The organism is Pseudanabaena sp. SR411, from assembly GCF_002251945.1.
Taxonomy (GTDB): Bacteria; Cyanobacteriota; Cyanobacteriia; order Pseudanabaenales; family Pseudanabaenaceae; genus Pseudanabaena.
Window position 1 is genome coordinate 1 of the sequence record NZ_NDHW01000194.1, and the last position, 22,034, is coordinate 22,034.

Annotated in this window: 20 protein-coding genes; 7 read left to right on the forward strand and 13 right to left on the reverse strand. The window is 43.1% G+C overall.

The window, feature by feature from the left end; genetic code table 11:
* Window positions 1–271 precede the first annotated feature (271 nt).
* The 7 genes from atpA to B9G53_RS20865 all read right to left on the reverse strand — a co-directional run bounded on the left by atpA (window position 272) and on the right by B9G53_RS20865 (window position 5,331).
* Window positions 272–1,789, reverse strand: a complete 1,518-nt coding sequence (atpA, locus tag B9G53_RS20835) for a F0F1 ATP synthase subunit alpha (protein WP_094535391.1) — start codon at window positions 1,787–1,789, stop codon at window positions 272–274.
* Window positions 1,790–1,932: 143 nt separating this feature from the next.
* A complete protein-coding gene (gene atpH / locus B9G53_RS20840; protein ID WP_094535392.1) occupies window positions 1,933–2,490 on the reverse strand; it encodes an ATP synthase F1 subunit delta in 558 nt (185 codons plus the stop codon).
* A gap of 8 nt (window positions 2,491–2,498) precedes the next feature.
* Entirely contained in the window at window positions 2,499–3,032 is a 534-nt protein-coding gene (locus B9G53_RS20845) for a F0F1 ATP synthase subunit B (protein WP_176453296.1), read from the reverse strand.
* Window positions 3,033–3,100: 68 nt separating this feature from the next.
* Window positions 3,101–3,598 carry a F0F1 ATP synthase subunit B' gene (locus B9G53_RS20850; RefSeq protein WP_094535393.1) on the reverse strand — a complete coding sequence of 166 codons (498 nt, stop codon included), beginning with the start codon at window positions 3,596–3,598 and terminating at the stop codon, window positions 3,101–3,103.
* A 143-nt stretch (window positions 3,599–3,741) separates the two neighbouring features.
* Window positions 3,742–3,987: an ATP synthase F0 subunit C gene (atpE, locus tag B9G53_RS20855; protein ID WP_094535410.1), complete on the reverse strand. Its 246-nt coding sequence runs from the start codon at window positions 3,985–3,987 to the stop codon at window positions 3,742–3,744.
* Window positions 3,988–4,090: 103 nt separating this feature from the next.
* Entirely contained in the window at window positions 4,091–4,864 is a 774-nt protein-coding gene (gene atpB, locus B9G53_RS20860; protein WP_094535394.1) for a F0F1 ATP synthase subunit A, read from the reverse strand.
* A gap of 32 nt (window positions 4,865–4,896) precedes the next feature.
* Window positions 4,897–5,331 (reverse strand): ATP synthase subunit I, encoded by a 435-nt coding sequence (locus B9G53_RS20865; protein ID WP_094535395.1) that lies wholly within the window; start codon window positions 5,329–5,331, stop codon window positions 4,897–4,899.
* A gap of 403 nt (window positions 5,332–5,734) precedes the next feature.
* On the opposite strand from B9G53_RS20865, the gene B9G53_RS20870 reads away from it, so the two are divergent.
* Window positions 5,735–6,355 carry a hypothetical protein gene (locus tag B9G53_RS20870; RefSeq protein WP_094535396.1) on the forward strand — a complete coding sequence of 207 codons (621 nt, stop codon included), beginning with the start codon at window positions 5,735–5,737 and terminating at the stop codon, window positions 6,353–6,355.
* 209 nt (window positions 6,356–6,564) lie between these two features.
* On the opposite strand, the gene B9G53_RS20875 is transcribed toward B9G53_RS20870, so the two are convergent.
* On the reverse strand, window positions 6,565–8,226 hold the full coding sequence (locus B9G53_RS20875) for a S8 family serine peptidase (protein ID WP_094535397.1): 1,662 nt from the start codon (window positions 8,224–8,226) through the stop codon (window positions 6,565–6,567).
* A gap of 281 nt (window positions 8,227–8,507) precedes the next feature.
* On the opposite strand from B9G53_RS20875, the gene B9G53_RS20880 reads away from it, so the two are divergent.
* A complete protein-coding gene (locus tag B9G53_RS20880) occupies window positions 8,508–9,188 on the forward strand; it encodes a hypothetical protein (RefSeq protein ID WP_094535398.1) in 681 nt (226 codons plus the stop codon).
* A gap of 34 nt (window positions 9,189–9,222) precedes the next feature.
* On the opposite strand, the gene B9G53_RS20885 is transcribed toward B9G53_RS20880, so the two are convergent.
* A complete protein-coding gene (locus tag B9G53_RS20885; protein ID WP_094535399.1) occupies window positions 9,223–10,854 on the reverse strand; it encodes an Hsp70 family protein in 1,632 nt (543 codons plus the stop codon).
* 333 nt (window positions 10,855–11,187) lie between these two features.
* The gene (locus B9G53_RS20890) at window positions 11,188–12,768 is read right to left on the reverse strand and encodes a hypothetical protein (RefSeq protein WP_094535400.1); all 1,581 of its coding nucleotides are present in this window, start codon (window positions 12,766–12,768) and stop codon (window positions 11,188–11,190) included.
* A gap of 339 nt (window positions 12,769–13,107) precedes the next feature.
* Between B9G53_RS20890 and corA the strand changes: the two genes are divergently transcribed.
* From corA to B9G53_RS20910, 4 genes are all read left to right on the forward strand, one after another.
* The gene (corA, locus tag B9G53_RS20895) at window positions 13,108–14,262 is read left to right on the forward strand and encodes a magnesium/cobalt transporter CorA (protein ID WP_094535401.1); all 1,155 of its coding nucleotides are present in this window, start codon (window positions 13,108–13,110) and stop codon (window positions 14,260–14,262) included.
* Between the two features lie 79 nt (window positions 14,263–14,341).
* Window positions 14,342–14,527, forward strand: a complete 186-nt coding sequence (locus tag B9G53_RS20900; protein ID WP_094535402.1) for a hypothetical protein — start codon at window positions 14,342–14,344, stop codon at window positions 14,525–14,527.
* A 9-nt stretch (window positions 14,528–14,536) separates the two neighbouring features.
* Window positions 14,537–16,222 (forward strand): CocE/NonD family hydrolase, encoded by a 1,686-nt coding sequence (locus tag B9G53_RS20905; RefSeq protein ID WP_094535403.1) that lies wholly within the window; start codon window positions 14,537–14,539, stop codon window positions 16,220–16,222.
* A gap of 484 nt (window positions 16,223–16,706) precedes the next feature.
* A complete protein-coding gene (locus tag B9G53_RS20910) occupies window positions 16,707–17,984 on the forward strand; it encodes a glycosyltransferase (RefSeq protein WP_094535404.1) in 1,278 nt (425 codons plus the stop codon).
* Between the two features lie 515 nt (window positions 17,985–18,499).
* On the opposite strand, the gene B9G53_RS20915 is transcribed toward B9G53_RS20910, so the two are convergent.
* The 3 genes from B9G53_RS20915 to dnaA all read right to left on the reverse strand — a co-directional run bounded on the left by B9G53_RS20915 (window position 18,500) and on the right by dnaA (window position 21,208).
* Window positions 18,500–18,871: a glutamyl-tRNA amidotransferase gene (locus tag B9G53_RS20915; RefSeq protein WP_094535405.1), complete on the reverse strand. Its 372-nt coding sequence runs from the start codon at window positions 18,869–18,871 to the stop codon at window positions 18,500–18,502.
* Window positions 18,872–18,958: 87 nt separating this feature from the next.
* Complete coding sequence (locus tag B9G53_RS20920) at window positions 18,959–19,603, reverse strand: isoprenylcysteine carboxylmethyltransferase family protein (RefSeq protein ID WP_094535406.1); 645 nt, start codon at window positions 19,601–19,603, stop codon at window positions 18,959–18,961.
* A 129-nt stretch (window positions 19,604–19,732) separates the two neighbouring features.
* A complete protein-coding gene (gene dnaA / locus B9G53_RS20925; RefSeq protein WP_094535407.1) occupies window positions 19,733–21,208 on the reverse strand; it encodes a chromosomal replication initiator protein DnaA in 1,476 nt (491 codons plus the stop codon).
* Between the two features lie 60 nt (window positions 21,209–21,268).
* Here dnaA and B9G53_RS20930 point away from each other — a divergent pair.
* Window positions 21,269–22,034: 4-hydroxythreonine-4-phosphate dehydrogenase PdxA (locus tag B9G53_RS20930; protein WP_254923757.1), on the forward strand; the 766-nt coding region annotated here is incomplete at its 3' end.

Below are 22,034 nucleotides of genomic sequence, written 5' to 3' on the forward strand. Positions count from 1 at the left end.
TTTCGCTGTAAACTAATTCAATACAATTCAATCCCATGCCTCTAATTAAACGAGCATAGAAGTTGACACTTACAAAATCGCAAACATCAAGTACTGTGAATTTTTTTGTTGAAGCTATATCAAACTTCATGATTTCCTTTTCTATGCCGTTTACTTCCTTCCCACCCAAAAAACACGCAAATAATTAGTGGTGCGCGGCGAAGCCACGCACCACTAATTGTTCACTAAAAAAGAGGGCATATGCCCTCTTTTTTACTAGCTTATTTGTGGATTAGACAGAAGCCAAAAACGTTTTCTTGTATTCAGCGATCGCTTCCTTCAAGATTGCTTCAGCATCCTTCGTCAAGGTCTTTTCAGACTTCACGATTTCAGAATACTTAGGCTTGCTGGTTGCCAAGTAGTTACGCAAACCCTTGTTGAATGCGCCAACCTGCTCAACTTCCAATTCATCAAGATATCCATTAATTGCGGTGTAGATAATCGCAACTTGATCCCATACAGGCAATGGAGAGTATTGAGGTTGCTTGAGAATTTCACGGAGACGCTGACCACGAGCTAGTTGAGCTTGAGTGGTTTTGTCCAAGTCAGACGCGAACTGAGCGAAAGCTACGAGGTCATCGTACTGAGCTAGTTCTAGTTTGATCTTACCTGCAACCTGTTTCATTGCCTTGATTTGTGCTGCCGAACCAACACGGGATACCGAAATACCAGGGTTGATCGCAGGACGAATACCAGCGTTGAACAAGTCAGAGGATAAGAAGATTTGACCGTCGGTAATCGAAATTACGTTGGTAGGAATGTAAGCCGATACGTCACCAGCTTGGGTTTCGATGATGGGCAATGCGGTCATCGATCCACCACCGAGTTCATCACTCAACTTCGCAGCACGTTCGAGCAAGCGAGAGTGTAAGTAGAATACGTCTCCAGGATATGCTTCACGACCTGGTGGGCGACGGAGCAAGAGAGCCATTTGGCGATAAGCCTGAGCTTGTTTGGACAAGTCATCATATACGATCAAAGTGCCTTTGCCTTTGTACATGAAGTACTCAGCCAAAGCTGCGCCAGTGTAAGGAGCGAGGTATTGCAAGGTAGCAGGATCGTTGGCGCTTGCCATAACGACGATCGTGTATTCCATTGCGCCACTTTCGCGGAGCTTGTTAACTACGTTAGCAACGGTAGAAGCTTTTTGCCCGATCGCTACATATACGCAGATACAATCCAAACCTTTTTGGTTGATGATTGTGTCTACGGCAACGGAGGTCTTACCAGTTTGGCGGTCACCAATGATCAATTCGCGCTGACCACGACCAACAGGAATCATCGCATCGATCGCGGTAATACCTGTTTGTAGAGGTTCAAATACGGATTTACGAGCAATAATGCCAGGAGCAGGAGATTCGATTAAGCGAGTTTCGGTTGCTTTGATTTCGCCTTTGCCATCGATAGGTTGAGCCAACCCATCAACAACGCGACCAATAAATGCTTCGCCTACGGGAATCTGGGCAATGCGACCAGTTGCTTTTACCGAGCTACCTTCAGCGATTTTACGACCTTCACCCATCAACACAACACCAACGTTGTCTTCTTCAAGGTTCAGCGCAATGCCGACAGTACCATCTTCAAATTCCAGCAACTCGCCAGCCATGCACTGTTCCAAGCCGTAGACACGAGCGATACCGTCACCGACTTGCAGGACAGTACCAACGTTGGAAACTTGCAGCTCTTGGTTATAATTAGCAATTTGCTGCTTGATAATATTGCTTATTTCGTCAGGTCTGATGCTAACCATAGTTGTGTTTTACCAGTTATCAGCGATCGATTTGTTTTTAATATTTTGGGGATTTAGCTATTAGCTATTAGCTATTAGCTTTTGATAATTGGCGTTAGGGAATTAGTAATTACTTTTTCCCTTTTCCTTTTACCTTTTTACTTCTAAACGCCTGCGGTTAGGCTGCTTTTTAGTCGGCGTAGTTGTCCACGAATACTGGCATCTACTACTTGAGAGCCAACTTTGATGATTACACCACCGATTAAATCAGGGTTAATGGTCACAGCTAGCTCGACACTCTTTGATTTGGTCATCGCTTTGACGCGATCGCAAATAGTGTCTTCTTGCGCTCTGCTCAATTTCAAAGCCGATGTAACTTCAGCAAGGGAAACTTGATCGATTACACGCAACAATGACTTGAACTCACTGATGATTTCACCGAGAAAAGCAATACGTTTGCGATCTACTAATAGAAGCAAAAAACTTTTGGTGACAGCATCAACTTGCGAACCAAACACACTTTCAATTACACCTTTTTTGACATTTGCGCCAATTAGGGGACTAGCAAAAAGTTGGCTTAACTCAACAGAATCACTAAGAGTGTTGCCAACAAAGCGCACATCTTTAGCGATCGCATCCAAATTATTCTGATCCTGCGCTAAAGACATCAAAGCCTCAGCGTAGGGAGACACAACTGCTTGACTAACAGAACTAGATTTCATGTTTTCTCCTAGTCAGAACTCAAAAGGGCAATGCTACGGTCAATCAATTCAATCTGAGTGTCTTCACTCAAACCGCGATCAAAGTAAGACTGCACACTTGCAAGAGCTTTTTCGGCAACTTGCTGACGCAACTGCACGATTACACGATCTTGTTCGGTAGCAATCTCTTGATCGGCAGATTCACGCAACCGCGCTATATCTGCATCAACCGTTGCCAAAATTAAATCAGCCGCGTGTTTTGCATCAGCTTCAGCTTGTTGACGTAGGTTATCAGCTTCAGTTTTGGCTTGTGCTAATTTTCCTTGTTGTACTGCTAGCTTATCCGATGCATCCTTTTGGCGCTTTTCTGCATCAGAGATCGCCGTTTGGATAGACTCCAAACGCGCTGAGAGAATTTTGCCTAAGAAACCGCGACCTGCATAGATCAAAAGACCGATAACGATCACTAAGTTGATTACGTTAGTTTCCAGAATATCGGTGTTTAGTCCGAATCCTGAATGCTCTACCGCTTCACTTGCAAGTAAGACGAAATTTCTAATCATAAACGTTATTTCTATTACTCAATGGCAAGAAGCCAGACAAGAACTATCTAGGAATATAAAGACTAAAACTAGGATCTTACTAAGTTACCTAGCAGCTTTTCTAGAACTTGGCGACTGAGAGACTCCACTTCCGCATCCAAAGATGCAGTAGCATCCTGCTTTTGCTTGTCGATTTCTGCTTTTGCGCTGGCAACTTTGGCTTGCGCCTCAGCAACAGCAGCATCAATACGTTCTTTACGAATCTTGTTTGCATCCGCTTGAGCGGTAGCCAAAATGTTTTGAGTCGCTTTACGAGCAGTAGCAAGCTCTTGCTCATATTGCTTAACAACTAGTTCTGACTTTTCGAGGCGTTCTTTTGCTCCGATAATTTGGTCTCTAACATAATCATCGCGATCGTCGATCGCTTTGGTTAGAGGCTTAAAGAAAATAACGTTGAGAAGCGCTACGAAAACAATAAACTGCACCGCCATAATTGGAAGCGTGGCATTGATATCAAACAAGCCGCCTTTATGTTCTACTGCTTCCGCAGCCATGAGAACAGTTGAAAAAAGGTTCCAAATTGTCATAGTTATATTGCTGAAACATCACTCTTTCTAGTGCGATTACGAATTGCAATCACCAAAGGCGATTATCTAGATGTACAAAGAAGCTAAGGATGATCCACAATTACAGGATGGCTATACTTAGCTTCTTTGTGATGCTAGAGCTATTAGGCGAAGGGGTTAGCAAATAGCAATACGAGGGCAACAACCAGACCGTAAATAGTAAGAGCTTCCATGAAAGCCAAGCTTAACAATAGTGTGCCACGGATTTTGCCTTCAGCTTCAGGCTGACGAGCAATACCTTCTACAGCACGGCTTGCTGCTGTACCTTGACCAATACCAGGTCCAACTGCACCAAGACCAACGGCGATACTAGCGGCGATTACGGATGCTGAGGCTACTAATGGATCAATCACGTTCTTTTTCCTTTCTTAGATTATTGTTATTGGTTTACATATATGGGAAGTAAACTTCCCGAATCAATCGCTTGAATCAATTATTTTGAAGTAAATGAACTTAATGTTCATGTCCTTCATCACCATGTCCTTCCATCGCTTCACCGATGTATGACGCTGCCAGCGTAGAAAAAATCAATGCTTGGATGGCACTGGTAAATAATCCCAGAATCATCAATGGCAGAGGCACAAACAAAGGCACGAGGAGAACCATGACCCCCACAACCAGCTCATCCGCAAGGATGTTTCCGAAAAGACGGAAGCTTAGAGAAAGGGGTTTTGTGAAATCTTCAAGAACCCATAAAGGAAGGAGAAACGGAGAGGCTTGGACATATCTAGTGAAGTATTCCAAACCACGCTTGCTCAATCCAGCATAGAAATAGGCTAGGGAGACTAATAATGCTAGGGCGATCGTGGTATTGATGTCGCTTGTCGGGGCAGCAAGTTCGCCCTCTGGCAATTCGATCAATTTCCAAGGAACTAGCGCTCCTAACCAGTTTGATACGAAGATAAACAAGAATAGACTACCAACAAATGGCACCCATTCTCTATAGTGCTTTTCGCCAATCTGGTCTTTAGCGATGCCCTGAACGTATTCCAGAGCATATTCCATGAAATTTTGAAAACCTGCGGGAACACGCTGGTCAGCTTTAGCGGTGCTAGCTCCAATAAGTCCAGCAACTAGTACTGCACCCATTACAACCCAGCTCACGATTAATACTTGACCATGTACCGTAAAGTTACCGAACTGCCAATAAAAGTGTTTGCCCACTTCTAGCGCGGCAAGACTGGTTTGATGGCTCATTGCATAGCCAAAAGATACTGGATCAATCATGTTCGATATGTTACAACCTGTAGGAGGTCAAATCAGCGAGAATGGAACCCATTGCTCAAATCTTGAGCAAGAATCACTAAAACAGCTACTTTATAGGTCATAAAGCCGAAGAATGCGGGCAGAATTTCCAATTGATCTGATTTGGCAGCGATCGCAATCAGAATTACAAATAAACCAAGGCGAGAAAATCCGAGACGGTTGGACTCACCACCCAATCGGTCTACGCTCTTGGTCAACATTCTGAGATAAACCGCGCCAACCAATGCCCCAACAGCATAACTGAGAGCGATCTTCCATCCATACCAAAACCACACTGCTAAGCCAATAATGACTCCAGAAGCGATCGTAAGTACTAACAGCGTAAACTTGAGGCGGTTGTACTCTTCCATGCCATCAGAGACTGATGTGGATGAGTTTTCTACAACCGTCTGGGTCGCTGTACTGTTTTTTGCGGGAATGATCTTCACTGTTGACTTTTAGCGGCTGCTTTTTAGCGAAATTTGCTGATTATTTGAGTGATTTGAGTGAAGAACTGTTACTGAGAATAGTAACGAAAATGGGTGTCCAAAAACTTGGATGTAGCTGCCTACACCGTTGCTAAGCATATCACGCAAGATGTCACATTTGCTTTACAACTCTTCAACAAATAGATGCGTGGCAGCGTAAATCACCCTCCTATACTTTTTGGCGGATACTTTTAATAGGTATTTCGTCTATGGTGGGGTGTTACCATAGCAAAAAGTTTTAGACGAATGCTTAAAAAATTAAATTAAAAACTTAAATTAAATCTTTAATTTTAAATTTATTTTTTAGAACTAAGTGGTCACCTAAAACTCATTACTTTTTGTGAGCATCCAGAATTTGCAACCTATGTCCACATCTTTCGCTAAGCCTCGCCCGTTTCAGTTTGCTTTCCCAGCCGCAGTTGCTTCTCTTGTCTCTGCTGCTTTGCTGTCTCTAGGAGCGATCGCGCCAAATTCTGCTTCAGCAGAACAACTTCTAGCCCAGTCACAGCCCGTCGCTTCTCCCCAAGCTCAGCCTGTAGAGCCGACTAAGCCCAATTCTCTTGAGAGTAGTGTGTTTAGTATTTCGGGTGGACAGCGATTGATGTCGGAGTCAATGACCGCAATTAGTCAGCAAAATTACGATCAAGCTGTCACTAAGTTGCAAGATGCCCGTCAAGTGTTTAACCAGTTATCAAATTTTTATCAAGAGTTAACGACGAGCTTTTCAGGAATTGACAATCGCATTTCTGATAGTCATCGTCGCAAGGCTCTACAAACGGCTCAGTTACGTGATGAGGCGACCTATCAGCTTGCTGTAGTCTATCGGGCTAAAAATCAGCCTGAACTAGCCGTACCTTTGCTAATTCAGTTGATTCGTAGCCAAGCCCCTACTCGCGATTTGGGTTCACAAGCTTATCAGCAGTTGTTTGAGCTAGGTTTTGTGGATGCTGCTTTTGTGCGCCCCAACGCGGCTGCACCTAAATAAACTAAGTTCGGGTTAAGCTTGCAAAATTTACAAGCCGAAAAATAAAAGCCTTGCTAAGCAAGGCTTTTATTTTTCGGCTTTGAGAGAGGGTTTGCTACGCAAACCCTCTCTCAAAGTTAGTTTGTGCAGCGCATTGCGCTGCACAAACTTTTAAAGCGGAGCATTACGTTATGTTTTAGGATAAAAAAGCCTCGCGTCGCGAGGCTTTTTTATATGGATTTTGCCCACCAAGCTAAGCCGTAGCGCTGATTTAAGTTATTTGTCTGGGGTGATTTAAATACAACTCTGAGTTTGTATTTGCCTGTGGTGGGGATTTTTATGAAAATATGCTGTAAGTTGTCAATTTGACTTACCGATGACCAGATACTTTGAGAAATATCGGTATCGGGCGATCGCATTAAGTACAACTCAATTTTATTAAAACCTTGATCGGTAAAGCCTTCGCCAATATCAAATAATCCATTACCATTTTTGTCATTAAGCTTGACTTGACGATCCCAAGTTAAGGTTGCCGAGATAAAGCTATCAGCAACCAGTGGATCGCTAAAAACATATTCTTGGTATTTATCAACTTCGACAATATTTGTATCCCAGCCGATCGCCGAAATATTACCTGATCCATTGATGGGAGATTGCTGTCCTGCTTGATATTGCTGAAACGCTCGATAGGCATTGAGTTGCCCTGCGCCAAGACTCCGACTGAGGGGAATTTCTTGATTCGGATAGGCTTCAGTGTCGATCCATGTTTTACCAAACGCATCAAGAATGGTCTTAGACATACCAAGGATTTTGCCATCACCGCGATCTTGGATCTTGTCAACAGAGTTAATTAATACTGCTTTGATTAGCTCATGGCGACGTGCGTCAATGCTCCATTTGCCGCTTGCAATTTGACGATTAGCATATTCATGTAATAGGGCGATCGCCCCAACAACATGGGGAGTCGCAAAACTAGAGCCATTAGCATTTTTGAATTTACCCTGCAAGGTAGGTAGTTGGAGGTTATTGCCGGGGGCTAGGATCGCCATCGATCTTCTGCCATCAATGGGGCTTTCAACTCCTGCCGTCCATTTCTGATCTTTATTCAGGTCGCTAAAGACTTCACCTTGATCGAATTTGCCATTACTGTTGCGATCGAGATATGGCTCATCAATTAGATTGCCGCGATCGAGTTGACGATAAATACCATTGACTTCACGAGTAAACCCAACTGTAAAGCCGTTATAAAGATCGGTGGGAATGGGTATACCGCCTTTGCCTTGGTTCCCAGCCACAACAGGCAAAGTGTTATAGGTAGCTGCTACCCAATCAACACATAGGGTTAGTAAAGCGCCCCCATCGAGTGTGGCTTTGGGGCGAGGGTCTTCGCTGAGGAGTTCACCAAAGCTAAAATTGATGGCGCGAACGGTGCTGTTATATTGTCGAGCGACATGCTGAGCAGCAATGCAGGCTTCAGGTTGTCCATCTTGGCGGCGTTGGGAATATGCCGAAGATAGCAATCTAGCATCTGGGGCAATACCGCGCCGAATTTTATGTTGGCTAATGATTACTGCGGCAACTTGGGCGGAGTGATCATCAACATTGCGATTGGGGATTGCTTTACCATCACGAAAAAAGACTTCGTAAGGTTGGACAATTATGCGATCGAGTTGCAAAAGTTTATTGGAAATTTTATCTACAGCAAAACGACTAGGACGACTTAGCTCAACTTGTCCAATAAATATGTCTTTGCCAGTCAAGTTATAGGGTGGTTTTTGTAAGGTACGTGCATCAATGCCTTGGCGATCTGATGATTTGTCTAGTGCCCACCCTGTGGGGCTAATAGATATGCTGAGCAAAATCCAACCGACAAACCAACCTGATCTACGCATTTTTATCTCCCTTTATTGCCTATAGGATTTTGCACCAGATATTACTAGGATAGTCAAAAACTTCTAGTAGTGTTTAGTGCTACTCAAGACTATAGCTGTTGCTACTTTGGCTAAAAATAGTCCTCAATATGAAAGACGACGCTTTGCGCCGCCTTTCATAATTGAGGACTAAAAGGTATTTTGGCGGTTGAATCTAGGGACTGAATACGAGAATATGCGTGCATAATTGTCTATGTATGCTTACTTATTAATTTAACCTTTGGCAGACAGTCTGAAAATTTATGACAAAAACTTGGGCGATCGCGATAGCTGCAATTTCTTACTTTGGTATTAGCACCGCAGCCTATGGCGATGCCAAAATGTCACAGCGTGCCAATGATTTAGAAATTGATCGCCAAGTAATCGAGAGTAGCCCTGTATTGCAGCGTTGGTTGGAGCAACCACCTAATCTTTTAGAAGATATTTATAATATGCCTAGCTTTAATACAAAGCTGCGGGTTGGGCTTACATCACGGGATCATTCTTTGGGGGTTGAGGCTGGGGTTGAAGATCTGTTTGTGGGGCGATCGCCTTTGACGGTCAGTGGTAGCTATCAGACTGAGTTTAGTGGTCGTGAAAGTGAACTCCAAGCAAATATTCGTTACTATGTGTTGCCATTGGGTTCCTATTGGAATATTTCGCCGATTGTGGGATATCGCCAATTTAATCAACTAGATCGTCCCCAAATTTCAGGATTAGATTTGGGATTACAGGGAATTTTAGTTTTATCTCCCCATAGTTCGGATTTGCGGCTGAGCCATACTTTTACTGATCCCAGTGGCAATCTGGAGATGAGTACGACTACATTCTCTTCTAGTTATGCGATTACGAATAATTTACGCTTGGGGACAAAAATCGAATGGCGGCGATCGCCTTTAATCTATGACAGCCGAGTGGGCTTTTTATTGGAGCTAGCGCTTTAAGATGAGATAAACAATGGCTTAGCCATTGTTTATCTCATTGCAATTTAGCGACAGGATAATTAGTTAATAATTGGCGTTGAGTGAGTAGATCGATCGCCGTGACCAATAACTCGCGATTTTCACTAATGCTAAATAAAACCTTGAGCCGATCACAGTCTGGCTGACCAAGAGGATCGAGCATAGCGATCGCCTGTGGCATTCCTTCCCCATTAGCGTCAGATTGTAATGGCTGAAAAGTTTCTTTAGCTTTTTGATCGAATTGCATCACAAGGCGATCGCCGTTAAAACTGATCTCTGCTGCCCCTGAGGGACGACTTTCTAACTCACCTATAGTAAGAGCAATTTCGGATTGATTGGGTTGAGTTGCCCTAAGTAATAACTCTACGGGACGACGAGTCGGATAAACTTGACCACGCCGAAATAGTGGTTGATATTTCCATTGCTCCATAGCACGATCCCAATAGCGGATCGCATAGGAATGGAAGAGATAGTCCTGAAGGCTCACACCTTGACTGAGCATCAAAGCTCCATGGGCGATCGCCTCAAAGGGCTTATGGCTATAGACTTTCCCCATTTTAAAATAGTCTTCGACGAACGAAACTACCGATGGAATCAATGTACAACCACCAACTAAGAGAATATGTTTAATATCACCTTTGAGAATTCCTTTATTAAAAGCGCGATTGATTAATTCATCGATCGCTGATTGGAGAACCCGATAAAAGCCTTTGTGGTCTAATAACTTTTCTAATTGCTGACGAGTATAGGTAATTTCTTTCGCAGAATTCGTAGTTATATCAAAAAAGATTTCTGAGGTAGTTTCTACTTCCGAAAGATTGATTTTAATTCGTTCCATTAAAAATTTAAGAACACTCAGATTATTTGTTTCACTTCCATTAGTGCTATCTTCACATCCTTCTAAATAATCTTGGACTAACCATTGATCGATATCTTCACCGCCAATTGTATATCCAGTTTTGGCGATCGCTTCTGCTTGATGTTCTGTCCATTCACTGCGATTGACACCAATTTGCTCTCCCCATTTTGCGACATTTTCACTCTTTGGCAGCCGCACCAGTGATAAATCCAATGTCCCACCACCAAAATCGATGACTAACACTAATGCACTAGGTGCGATCGCTTCATAACCGAGTGCTGCCGCCGTTGGTTCATCAAGAATCCGAATCCGAGGTGTTGGCAATGTCGGTAAATTTGGTGCGAATATCGCATTACTACATTCCTCTAGCCAGCGCAAATATTTTTCGTAAGACTGTACGGGCGCAGTCAAGATGATTTCCGATGGAAAGATTTGTTGCGATCTCAGTTCCTTTGATATTTCGCGTAAAAATTGATTGCCTAACCATTCAGGTGTCACTTTCACGCCATCAAGTTGAGGAACATAATTGACATTTGCCACTAACCGCCGCTTGATTTGATTAAATAATCTTGGTTGAGTGCGATCTTTGCCTTGATCGATAATGCGCTGACCGATTTCGACTATTTCTGCTGCGGCATTCTGCACATATACCAACGATGGCACAAGCCCATTTAAAGGTGCAGGACGATTAAGATTGCCAAAAATCATCGTTTCAGGCTGTTCCGTAGCAATATTCCATCGTGCAATCACGGTATTGCTACTACCAAAATCAATGGCGATCGCGCTCATAATTGTCCTTGATTAGTTATCTAAGAATGATGAGATTGACATCATAGCGCGATCGCATATTTCTTGCTTATCCATAGCAAGGTAAGTTTTGATTAGTCCTAGCTATCTCTCACGTTGCTATCTATATATTCCCTCATTAATTTGCCGCACTTTGCGCTTAAACCCAAACTAAGAGATTTTTTGAAAGGGTTGCGAAGCAACCCTTTCAAAAAATCTCTTGTGGTTCGTTAGAGCGGTAATGGTTGTATAAGAATGCTTGGTTAATAGCCTGACGAAAGCCTTCTTCTACAGTTTCTCGTAATTCTTGCTCGTTTAAATAGGTTCCCTTTGAGTTTAGTTAGGAATAGTTGCTGGTTCCAAACCAGTTGCTTTTCCAAATTTGCGAAGGCGATCGCTTTCGGGTTCCATCCATGAATAGACAAAGTGACTAATGCAATTAATCTTTGGTTGTCTAGCAAGGATAGCTCGCGTTTGAATCTCAAAGCTAGGATGTCCATCAAAGCCCTGTCCCCAAGTTCCTGCTAAAACTGGACAAACTAAAGTCTCAGGTGCAGATTGGCGGACAACCTCAGCGACCTGTTCCGCAACGCATTGACCATCCTCACATAGGGCATAGGTCATCGGATGACGCTCCATGAATTTGGGGAAACGATCCCATGGTTGCATTTTAGGATCGAACCGACCTGCCTCAGTACGATTGCCACCGGGGAAGAAAACTGTACCAATCGGCATATTATTTTGCTGGAGTGGAATGGTAACTGCATTCACAAAATTAATCACCCCTTGATAGGCGTGGTTAGTGGCGATATTCCAAAGAAGTCTCTTCGTGATTGTGGCAGTTTCCCTAGGATTTTTAATATTAGTCGGTTGCACTTTGATTGCTTCCGTCATTTTCTTCTCAGTCTGAATCACATCATCAGCCGTGAGATCCCCATTTTGGAGATAGAGCGCCATTAGCTCTCGCACATTTTTATTGTCAATGCTATTGAGCAAAGCCGATCGCGAAGACTGTCCATGAATCCAAAGCTGCTTGACGCTATTGATTAATTCACCAGTGGAATTAGTGGGATAGCGCACATAGTCAAATACCATCCCGTCAGGATTGCGTTTCATCAAAGCTTTGACTACGGCTGTCAGATCGGCTTTGGCGATCGCGCTATAGGGATCAGCAAATAAATGATCAACTTCATAGGCATCTTCATAAAAGGCACGCCCATTGCTAACCAAGTTGCGATCAAAATTGGTATTGGCAATACTATTTTCCCCTTTGCCATTAATTGCAACTGCCCCTGAGCGACCCTTGATTTCGCTATAGCCATAGCCAAAATTCATGGCAAATGACCAACCATAAACTTTGATGCCCCTTTCTCTACCGATCTCGATCGCCCGTTGCCATAGATCATAATCCGCAGGCACTTCCCCTGCCTTGACTGCTTCCTCCATCACCGATCGCCAAGGTGTTGGATTATCGGCAACAGGTAGTAAGACGCGACCATCATAGAAAACTTCGACAAAAACTTGGTTATAGCCACGATTTGCCATTTTGTCGAAAACATCCTCCAAAACGCCTGACTTAACATCATTGGGATATAGCCTTACCCAAGTGGCTTGCGTTTGGGGTTTGCTGAGATCGCGGCAGGCTTGTAATTCTGACTTATGTTTTTGGACAATAGCCTGATATTGCGATTGAGCATTAGGGTTACTAGGACTTATGACTAAAGCTGATTTTCGCAATTCATGTTTTCGTAAAATTTCCGCCTTGCTCACATCACAGGTAGGTTTGCCCCACAGAATTTGATCTGGTAAAGATCCAGCGATCGCTTTCCCTGCAAAAGCTGTGCTTAAAACCGTAAGAGAGGCGATCGTCAACAAATTAAATTTATTGATCTTGCTTAAATTTCTTTTGTATTTCATAGACTAAAAAATGGTAATCCCAGTAATTGAAGGGAGACTGCTCAGAAATAGTACCAAAACAAAAAATGGCGTAGCTATTTTTTGTTTTTAAACCCTTACTGGGTTTGGTTTTAACTCACAAGAGTATGACAACCCTTTTGTTACAGTGCTTTGCGCTCAGGCTTAAACCAAGAAATTTTTTGAAAGGGTTGCAAAGCAACCCTTTCAAAAAATTTCTTGTGGTTCGTTTGATCGAAAATTGCTGTAGTTGCTATAAATCCTATACTATCCGCGTTTTCATAGACGAACTTGGCTTAACAATGTGGCACACTGACAAGTGTATTTCATGACCGCTTCACCATGCTTCACAACCCTGCCAGATTTAAGCCTAGTCCCATCGAAGATGATTCTGAAGAAAATGATGAAGAATTGGAATTTTATGACTTCAATGAACCCGAACCAGGTAGTCCACCTGGAACGCTGATCATTGATGAAGATGCGACTATTCCCAATATCTTTTTGATTGATTACAATGCCGATGAAGCTCTAGGCATTCAGCTTGCTACGCCCGAAGATTGCTTTCCTTACCTAGATAGCCACTCAGTCTCATGGGTAGATGTGCAAGGCTTGGGTTCTGAAGAAGTCTTGAAGCGTTTAGGCAAAGTGTTTAAATTACATGAATTAGTTCTTGAAGATATTGTCAATATTCCTCAACGTCCCAAGGTTGAGAGCTTTGAGGATCAGGAATTGATCATTTTGCATATGGTGACGAGCCGTGAAGATGGGCGGGGTTTTTATGATGAGCAGGTAAGTTTAATCCTAGGCAAAAACTACATCCTCACCGTCCAAGAAGAACCTGAAAACGACGTATTTGAGCCAATTCGTCAGCGCATCCATCGCAATCGTGGGGTAATCCGATCGCAAAAGGCTGATTATCTTGCCTATGCTCTAATTGATGCGATCGTTGATGGATTTTTCCCTGTGCTAGAGGACTACGGCGAACGTCTCGAAGATTTGCAGGATGAAGTGGTGGAAAATCCCACCCGCCAAACTCTCGATAAAATCCATAAAATCAAGCGTGAACTTTTGTTGCTCCGTCGTGCAATTTGGCCGCAGCGAGACGCAATTAATTCTCTAATTCGCGAAGAAAGCCCTTTGATTGATCGCGAGGTAAGGGTTTTCTTGAGAGACTGCTATGACCATACGGTACAGGTAATGGACATGGTTGAGACCTATCGTGAACTTGCCGCCAACTTGATGGATATTTACCTATCATCTTTGAGCAATAGTACCAATGAGATCATGCGCTTTCTGACTGTTATCTCAACGGTATTTATTCCCCTTACTTTCGTTTCGGGAGTCTATGGGATGAACTTTGATACAGATATTCCATGGAATATGCCTGAATTAAAGATGCCGTTGGGATATCCGTTCTTTTGGCTGGTGATTATGTCTATTTCTGGTGGATTGCTATTTTACTTTTGGAAAAAAGGCTGGCTATTTAGTCCAAAATAAGCACAGAATTACGGACTATAGCTTTTGAGCTAAAATATTACTTAAATCCTAGTCAAAACAACTTACTAAAACCTGAGATATGTCTACTCCTGAAGCTCTAAAAGAAAGATTTGTGGCGATCGCTAGCAAGCGCGAATTATTAGTGCAATTGTCTCTCAAAGATAATTTGGGTAGCTTGAGCATTGATGTGATCCAAGCCTTAGAAGAACTTGATGATCTCTTAATTGAAATCAGAAAGATCTTCCCTGATTGGGAACAGGACTAGGATATCTCCATGCCTCCTAAATTAACTTCATTCCATTCTCAAGTTAATGTCCAGCGTCAAGTCAAGATCCCCATGCGCGATCGCCTTAACTTGACGGCTGACATTTATCGACCCAAAAATGTTGATACGCCTCTACCAGTGCTATTGATGCGCTTGCCCTATGGTCGAGCGATCGCCTCTAGTTGCACCTATGCTCATCCCAGTTGGTATGCTAGCCAAGGCTATATTGTCGTGATCCAAGATGTGCGTGGTTGTGGTACTTCTGAGGGTGAGTTCTATCCATTTGTCAGTGAATATGATGATGGATTTGACACAGTGGAATGGTGTGCAAAGGAACTAGAAGGCAGTAGTGGCAAGGTAGGAATGTATGGATTTTCCTATCAGGGGGTAACTCAATTTCAAGCGGCTGTAAGACAACCTGAAGGACTTGTGACGATCTGTCCGACTATGGCGACGGCGGATTTATATCATGGTTGGTTTTATTTTGGTGGTGCTCTTTGTCTAGATTTTGACTTGGGTTGGGCTTTGCAGCTAGCTCAAAATCGAGCATGGTATTTAAAAAAAGAACCACAAGCTACTAACCTGTTTGAAGCCCAAAAGCAGATCTCTAAATGGTTAGAGACAGTGCCATTAAGTGAAATAGAATTATTTAAGAATGAGTCTTTTGGAGATTTTGGTCAATTCTTTTTTGATTGGATTGGAAACCAGCAAGCTGATGATCAATATTGGCAACAGCTAAATCCTCTGAGTTATTTCGATCGCTATGATTTGCCTGCTTTACACATTGCGGGATGGGCAGATATTTTCATTGAGGCGACGATTAACACCTACCACCAAGCCAAATCTGCAACGACAAAACCACAGCATTTAGTAGTTGCACCTTGGCAGCACATGCCTTGGCTACCTAAAGTTGGCGAGATTGATTTTGGTGAAGCGGCTGTTTCTAAAATTGATCAATTGCAAGTGGATTGGTTTGATTTTTGGTTAAAGGGAATTGAGAATGGAATTTGCGATCGCAATCCTGTGCAGATGTTCTTGATGGGCAAAAATCACTGGCTAGATTTACCAGAATTCCAAAAAAATCCTCATACGAAAATACTCTATCTCTCTGCTCAAAAACAACTAAGCGGCCAATCACCAATCACCAATCACCAATTACCTGATATCTATGTCTACGATCCTCGCAATCCTAACCCTGCTACTCCCTACGGATTCTATGATCAGCGCAATGTGCACCATCGTTGGGATGTATTAGTGTATGAGAGTGCAGAACTGGTTGAAGAGATAGCGATCGCAGGTATTCCCGAATTTGTTCTCTATGCTGCCACCACGGCTCCTGATACTGATTGGGTGATTAAGCTCTTAGATATTTATCCAGACGGTAAGCAAATGCTGGTATCGATGGGTGTTTTACGCGCTAAGTTCCGTAAATCATGGACTAAGCCTGAATGGATTGAATCGGATGTGGTGAATGAATATCGCATTAAGCTACGTCCAACCTGTCAGAATTTTGCTCAAGGGCATCGTATTGGTGTTGCGATCGCCAGTTCTGCTTTTCCAGCGATCGAGCGACATTCTAATACGCAGAAGTTACCGTCAGAGGCGACAGTCAGTGACTTGGTGGAAGCAACACAGCAAATTTTTTATGGTGCTGATTATCCTTCTTGTTTGCAGTTGCCAGTTTGTTATAGATAGTGATCAAGCGGACTAATCACGCCCTTACCGCCACGATTGAGATGCATAATGAATGAAATGATGAAATAACTAGCCTAAATAATACATGATATCGTCGGGCTAACACGCTATTTAGGTAATTAGCCAGAATTTTTCTGTATAACAACCCTATTAGGGTGATTAGCCAGAAACTTGACTTTCAGCCTAATCACCTTATAGTAGTATTAGACAGAAAAATTCAGTCTAATACAGAGTTCTATCGCCGCTTAAATAGAACTTGACAGCATATGATAAAATTATGAAAAGCGGCAGATAGAACAAGTCGTTGGAACCGACATGAAAACGACTTCTAGTTAACCGCTTAGCGTAGCTAATGCGGTTCAACTCAAACGTTGGGCTGCTTCATATCTTAGTGAGGGCGGTACTCCAATTTCACTGTGGGAGCAGCGAGGCTTTAAAATCAAACAAGCACTCTATACGGTGTCATTAGCTGAGAGGCGCAGTAGTGAGCCGAATTGTTTTAACCACCATTGGATCTTTTGGGGATTTGCATCCCAAAATTGCGATCGCGATTGAACTACGAAAGTGCGGTCATGATGTCGTGTTTGCGACCCATAAAGAATACCAGGACAAAATTGAAGCTCTCGGTTTCGAGTTTCGTCGGATGTGCCCTGACAACACTGCGCTTAATGATCCACAAGAAATGGCACGGATGATGGATCTGAAAACGGGTACAGAGTATGTCATCAAAAATTGGGTTTGTGCGAATTTACGTGAAACCTATACCGATTTGATGGATAGTGCTGAAGATGCAGATTTCATCATTACAGGTGAAGGAGTTGTAGCGGCTCGATTGGTAGCAGAGAAATTAGAAATTCCGTGGGCGTTTGCAGTTCTACAGCCCGCCTCATTTCTTTCGGTTTATGACCCATCCGTTTTGCCTGTACTGCCATTTCTTGCCAAGCTACGGGGGCTAGGCTCTCTGGCTAACCGGGGCATAATTCAATTATCAAAAGTATTGTCTAAGTCTTGGGCAGTGCCAATCCACCAATTGCGGAGCGAGATCGGCTTGCCACCTCTGACAGGGAATCCATTTATTGATGATAAATATTCACCGTATCTTGTATTAGCATTGTTCTCTTCAGTATTCGCAAAACCTCAATCCGATTGGGCAGAAAATACGGTACTCACTGGCTTTGCATTTTATGACGGCAGCGAAGGTAAGACAGAACATGCACCGGAGCTTCAGCAGTTTTTGGATAGGGGTGATCCCCCAATCGTTTTTACTTTAGGTTCAGCCGCAGTCATGGCTCCTGGACGCTTTTACCAGGAAAGTGTTAAAGCTGCAACGCAACTGAATCGCCGTGCTGTTTTGCTGATGGGTAAAAATGCTCCTCCCAATGATCTGCCAGAGTCAATTTTTACCACGAGTTATATTCCATATTCTCAAATTTTTCCGCGTGCTTGTGCGATCGTGCATCAGGGCGGTATTGGCACAACATCTCAGGCATTACGGGCAGGTTGTCCAACCCTAGTCATGCCTTATAGTCACGACCAACCAGACAATGCTGCCAGAGTTGAACGTTTGGGAACGTCGCGGACGATTCCTCGAAATCAGTACACAGCAGAACAAGTAGCCAAGCAATTACGCCAGTTATTAGGAAATCCAAATTATGCAGCTAAAGCTTCAGAAATTGGAGGTATCATCCGAGCAGAAAATGGGGTTGGTGTGGCGTGTGATGCGATTGAAAAACAACTTCAAGCCGCTTCAATCTCGTCGTAAGCACCGCAGCCCAACACTTCACGGCAGCGGACGGACGAAAGCCGCTGGTGCTGAGTTCGAGGTTGTTTGCCGCCGCTGCGTTTTGCCGTTAGTTGGTAAACCAATGAACAAGACTCCTCATAGGTCTTTTTGACCCCACATTCCGCTCGTAATGGAAGCCTAAAAATATTTACAACGAGACAATGAGGGTTTCAGCGATTTCCTGAGAAATTAATGATAGTAATTCCTATTAGTGAATCATTATTTAAATTGTTAAAATAGTGATTCTTTTGGGATTAAAGCCCAAAATACTTGCTGTATAAGGATTTGCTTTCTAAATATTTTTTTCAGTAAAATAAGAGCGGAATGTGGGTTTGACAATCCCTTGATAGCACAAACGGTTAAGAGTGTTTTGTTTACGTTGGGTCTTCCTGATAGAAACACAGATGTCCTGACTTTGTTTTTCTCTATGATGCTCAGAGTAAGTTCCGTTGCAACGACAAGTTGCTTTCTAACATACCCAAAAGATTTTGGGTTTAACTTGAGGTGTAAGCTCGCCAACCACCATAGGAAGTAATTTCCTTTTGTCCTTCACATAAAAATGGTTCACCGAGAACGCCCAAAACCTCTTGTCCATTGGCTAAAACAATTTTGCCAATACATAGCCCAGCAGGCTCAGACAATAAAATTGCACCCAAAGCATCGGGAGTAACTGACCAGATCTCTAAGGCGATCGCTTGACCATTTTCGCTAACTCGTAACATCGCAGGATGGCGATCGGCGATCGACCAAAGCCGATAGATAGGTGCTGTTACATCTTCTCTCACAAAGATTGCTCCCACCTTCTGCAAGTTGCCATTTAATTCTAGCCCTCGCATTAAAGTTCCATTTACGGCAAAATCAATCATCTGCACATCTTATCTCTCTAAATTTATTGGAAATGTTGAATGACCATCTTGAGATCTCTCTCAGTATGGTCATTGTAGATGTCTATTTTAGTTCTCTTGGAGAGTTGTTTGTATAGTAGGAAATAGCTTAGGGAATAAAAGTCCCGATCTTTCCTTATATGCCTCGAATTCAGGATATCGGGAAAGAGATTTATCTTTTTTGAGCATATTGGGAAAAAAGATTCCTGCAATGAAACCACCTAGAATCAAGAAAGGAAGCCAATGTTGAGCTAATAACGCAAAACTTAGATAGATCAAGATTTCCCCTAAATAGTTAGGATTGCGAGAACGAGCAAAAAAGCCTTCCGTAATCAAACCAGTTTTATATTTGAGAGTGTAGTATTTTTGAGCGTCACTACCATAGGCGAAAAAGACACCCAATAGATTAATAAAAATTGCCAAAGTCATCAACATAGGTGAAGGTTGCGAACCACTACTGATTAAGATAAAAGGCGCAATCCAGTAAAGTCCGATCGCGAAAAAGGTAAATATTCCTGTTGCAACTGGAACTTCCTGTTCCCATTGTTTATCTGGATAAAAACGATCCTTGAGTAGCCATAGAATACCGTAACCACCATGAAGAGCAAGATAAATCAAAACAGCAATTGTGAAATTGTTGTAAGCTACCATTAGCGCTAAAACAAATACAAATGTTAGAGCCTTATGAAGATTAATTGCATACTTAATTTTCATGGATTATTGATTGTGATGAATATATTATGTCGTGTTCAATGCTAACAGTATAGCCATAGTCACTTATTTTAGGACAAATCAAAACCCAAAAGAGAAAGCCGACGCGAAGCGTCGGCTTTCTCTTTTTTTCTAATTCTTGGTTTGCGCAACGAGATAGATGCGATCGCTTAATTGTCTCAATAACTGTGCGATATCACCATCAGTTGATTGTAGTTGAGCAACCTTTTCGCAACTATACATCACGGTTGTGTGGTCTTTTCCTCCTACTGCCTCACCGATTTTGGGTAAGCTGAGATTGGTGTGTTGACGCATGAGATACATCACATACTGACGGGCTTGGCTGATTTCTCTGCGGCGTGAATTCCCTAATAGATCGGCTAAATCGATATTCAGCATTTCCGTAACTACGCTCAAAACCATCTCGGCAGATACTTCTACAGGTTCTTTGGGAGGATTGAGAACTGGTGCAACATTTTCCACCGTCATCGGCAATCCCGAAATCGAGATATAGGCAACAGTTCGCACTAATGCTCCTTCCAATTCGCGAATGTTAGAAGTATAGCTAGCGGCAATATAATGGAGGACATCGGCAGGAATTTTGAGATGATCGTATTCGGCTTTCTTTTGTAAGATAGCCATGCGCGTCTCCAAATCTGGAACTTGAATATCTGCAATCAATCCCATCGAGAATCGTGAACAAAGTCGTTCTTGCAAACGCGGAATCTGAGCAGGTGGGCGATCGCTAGCTAATACGATTTGTTTACCTGTTTCGTAAAGCGTATTAAAAGTATGGAAAAACTCCTCCTGAGTGTATTCCTTACCTTCGATAAATTGAATATCATCAACAATCAGCATATCGATCTCACGATACAATTCCCGAAATCGTTGCATACTATCTTTGCGAATTGCCGAAATTAGATCGTTAGTGAACTGCTCCGTTGATACATAGGCAATTCTTGCTTTCGGTTCGATTTCTAGACGGTAATGGGCGATCGCTTGCATCAGGTGGGTCTTGCCTAAGCCCACACCACCGCATAAAAACAAAGGATTAAACTCACGCCCTGGGGACTCGGACACAGCAAGCGCCGCCGCATGAGCCATGCGATTGGTAGAACCGACCACAAAACGATTGAAATTGTATTTAGCATTGAGGTTGCTAGGACGTGGTACGTGACCGTTGCTATCTGATGACTGAGGACTTTGGGCATTATTGAGCGTGGCGGGAATTGCTGCCGCCATTGCATGAACTGCCTCAGCAGCGATCGCAGTTTCCAGCATCCCATCTTGACTAATCTCAGCACCATCAAGATTAAGATTTAGCTCAGGTTGACCCGTGGGCGGTTCACTACTCGGAGCTGCCTCAATGTGGATTTCTACGGGATAGCCAAGGATTTCTGTGACTGCATCCGTAATATTTTGAACGTAATATTTATGCAGCCAATTTTTAGCAAAAATTGAGGGTGTGCGAATAGTCAAGCGATCAGCCGTAAGCTCATCAGCCACAACTGTCTTAATCCATCCTTCATAGGTTGGACGGCTAAGTTGGCTTTCAAGCAGTTCGAGAACTTGATTCCAGAGGGTTTCTAAGGAAATATCAACAGACATCGTTGGTTGTGGTCAAGAGGGCTAACGGCGGATCACGATCTTATCGCGTGTATTAAAATTTTGGAGAATTACTTAATTGACTTAATGAATATTCTGCGGAATGACTACACAAGCTCCAGATCAAAATCTCAGTCTAACTCTAGAGCGCGAATAGCTCTCACTATAGGCGATCCCGCAGGAATTGGTACGGAAATCATTCTAAAATCTCTTGCCGATCGCGCTTTATCAGTACTAGATGCAACATTCACCGTCTTTGGCGATCGCCGCTATCTAGGGGAAACCTATGATGTATTGAGAAATCATAACAATTTACTGATTGCTGATCCCGATCACCTCGAAATTGTCGATATCCGCACTGATGAAGAGATCTCACTAGGAATTGGCGATCGGGCAAGTGGCGCAGCTAGTTTTGCTTATTTAGATGCAGCGATCGCCGCAACTCTGGCAGGAGATTTTGATGCGATCGTTACCGCGCCCATTGCCAAGTCAGCATGGAAACAAGCGGGGCATGACTATGCAGGACAGACTGAGTTATTGGCTGAGCGTAGTCATGTTGATGATTTTGGGATGTTGTTTGTGGGTAAATCCCCCCATACAGACTGGGTGTTTCGGACTTTGCTAGCGACGGTGCATATTCCGTTGAGCGAAGTCACGAAGCAACTTACACCAGAGTTAATTGAGCAGAAATTAGAATTACTACGCCGATCTCTGTTACAGGATTTCGGGATTACCAATCCACGTATTGCCATATCGGGGATCAATCCCCATAGCGGCGAACAGGGACAATTAGGGCGCGAGGAGCAAGACTGGTTACAGCCATTAATCG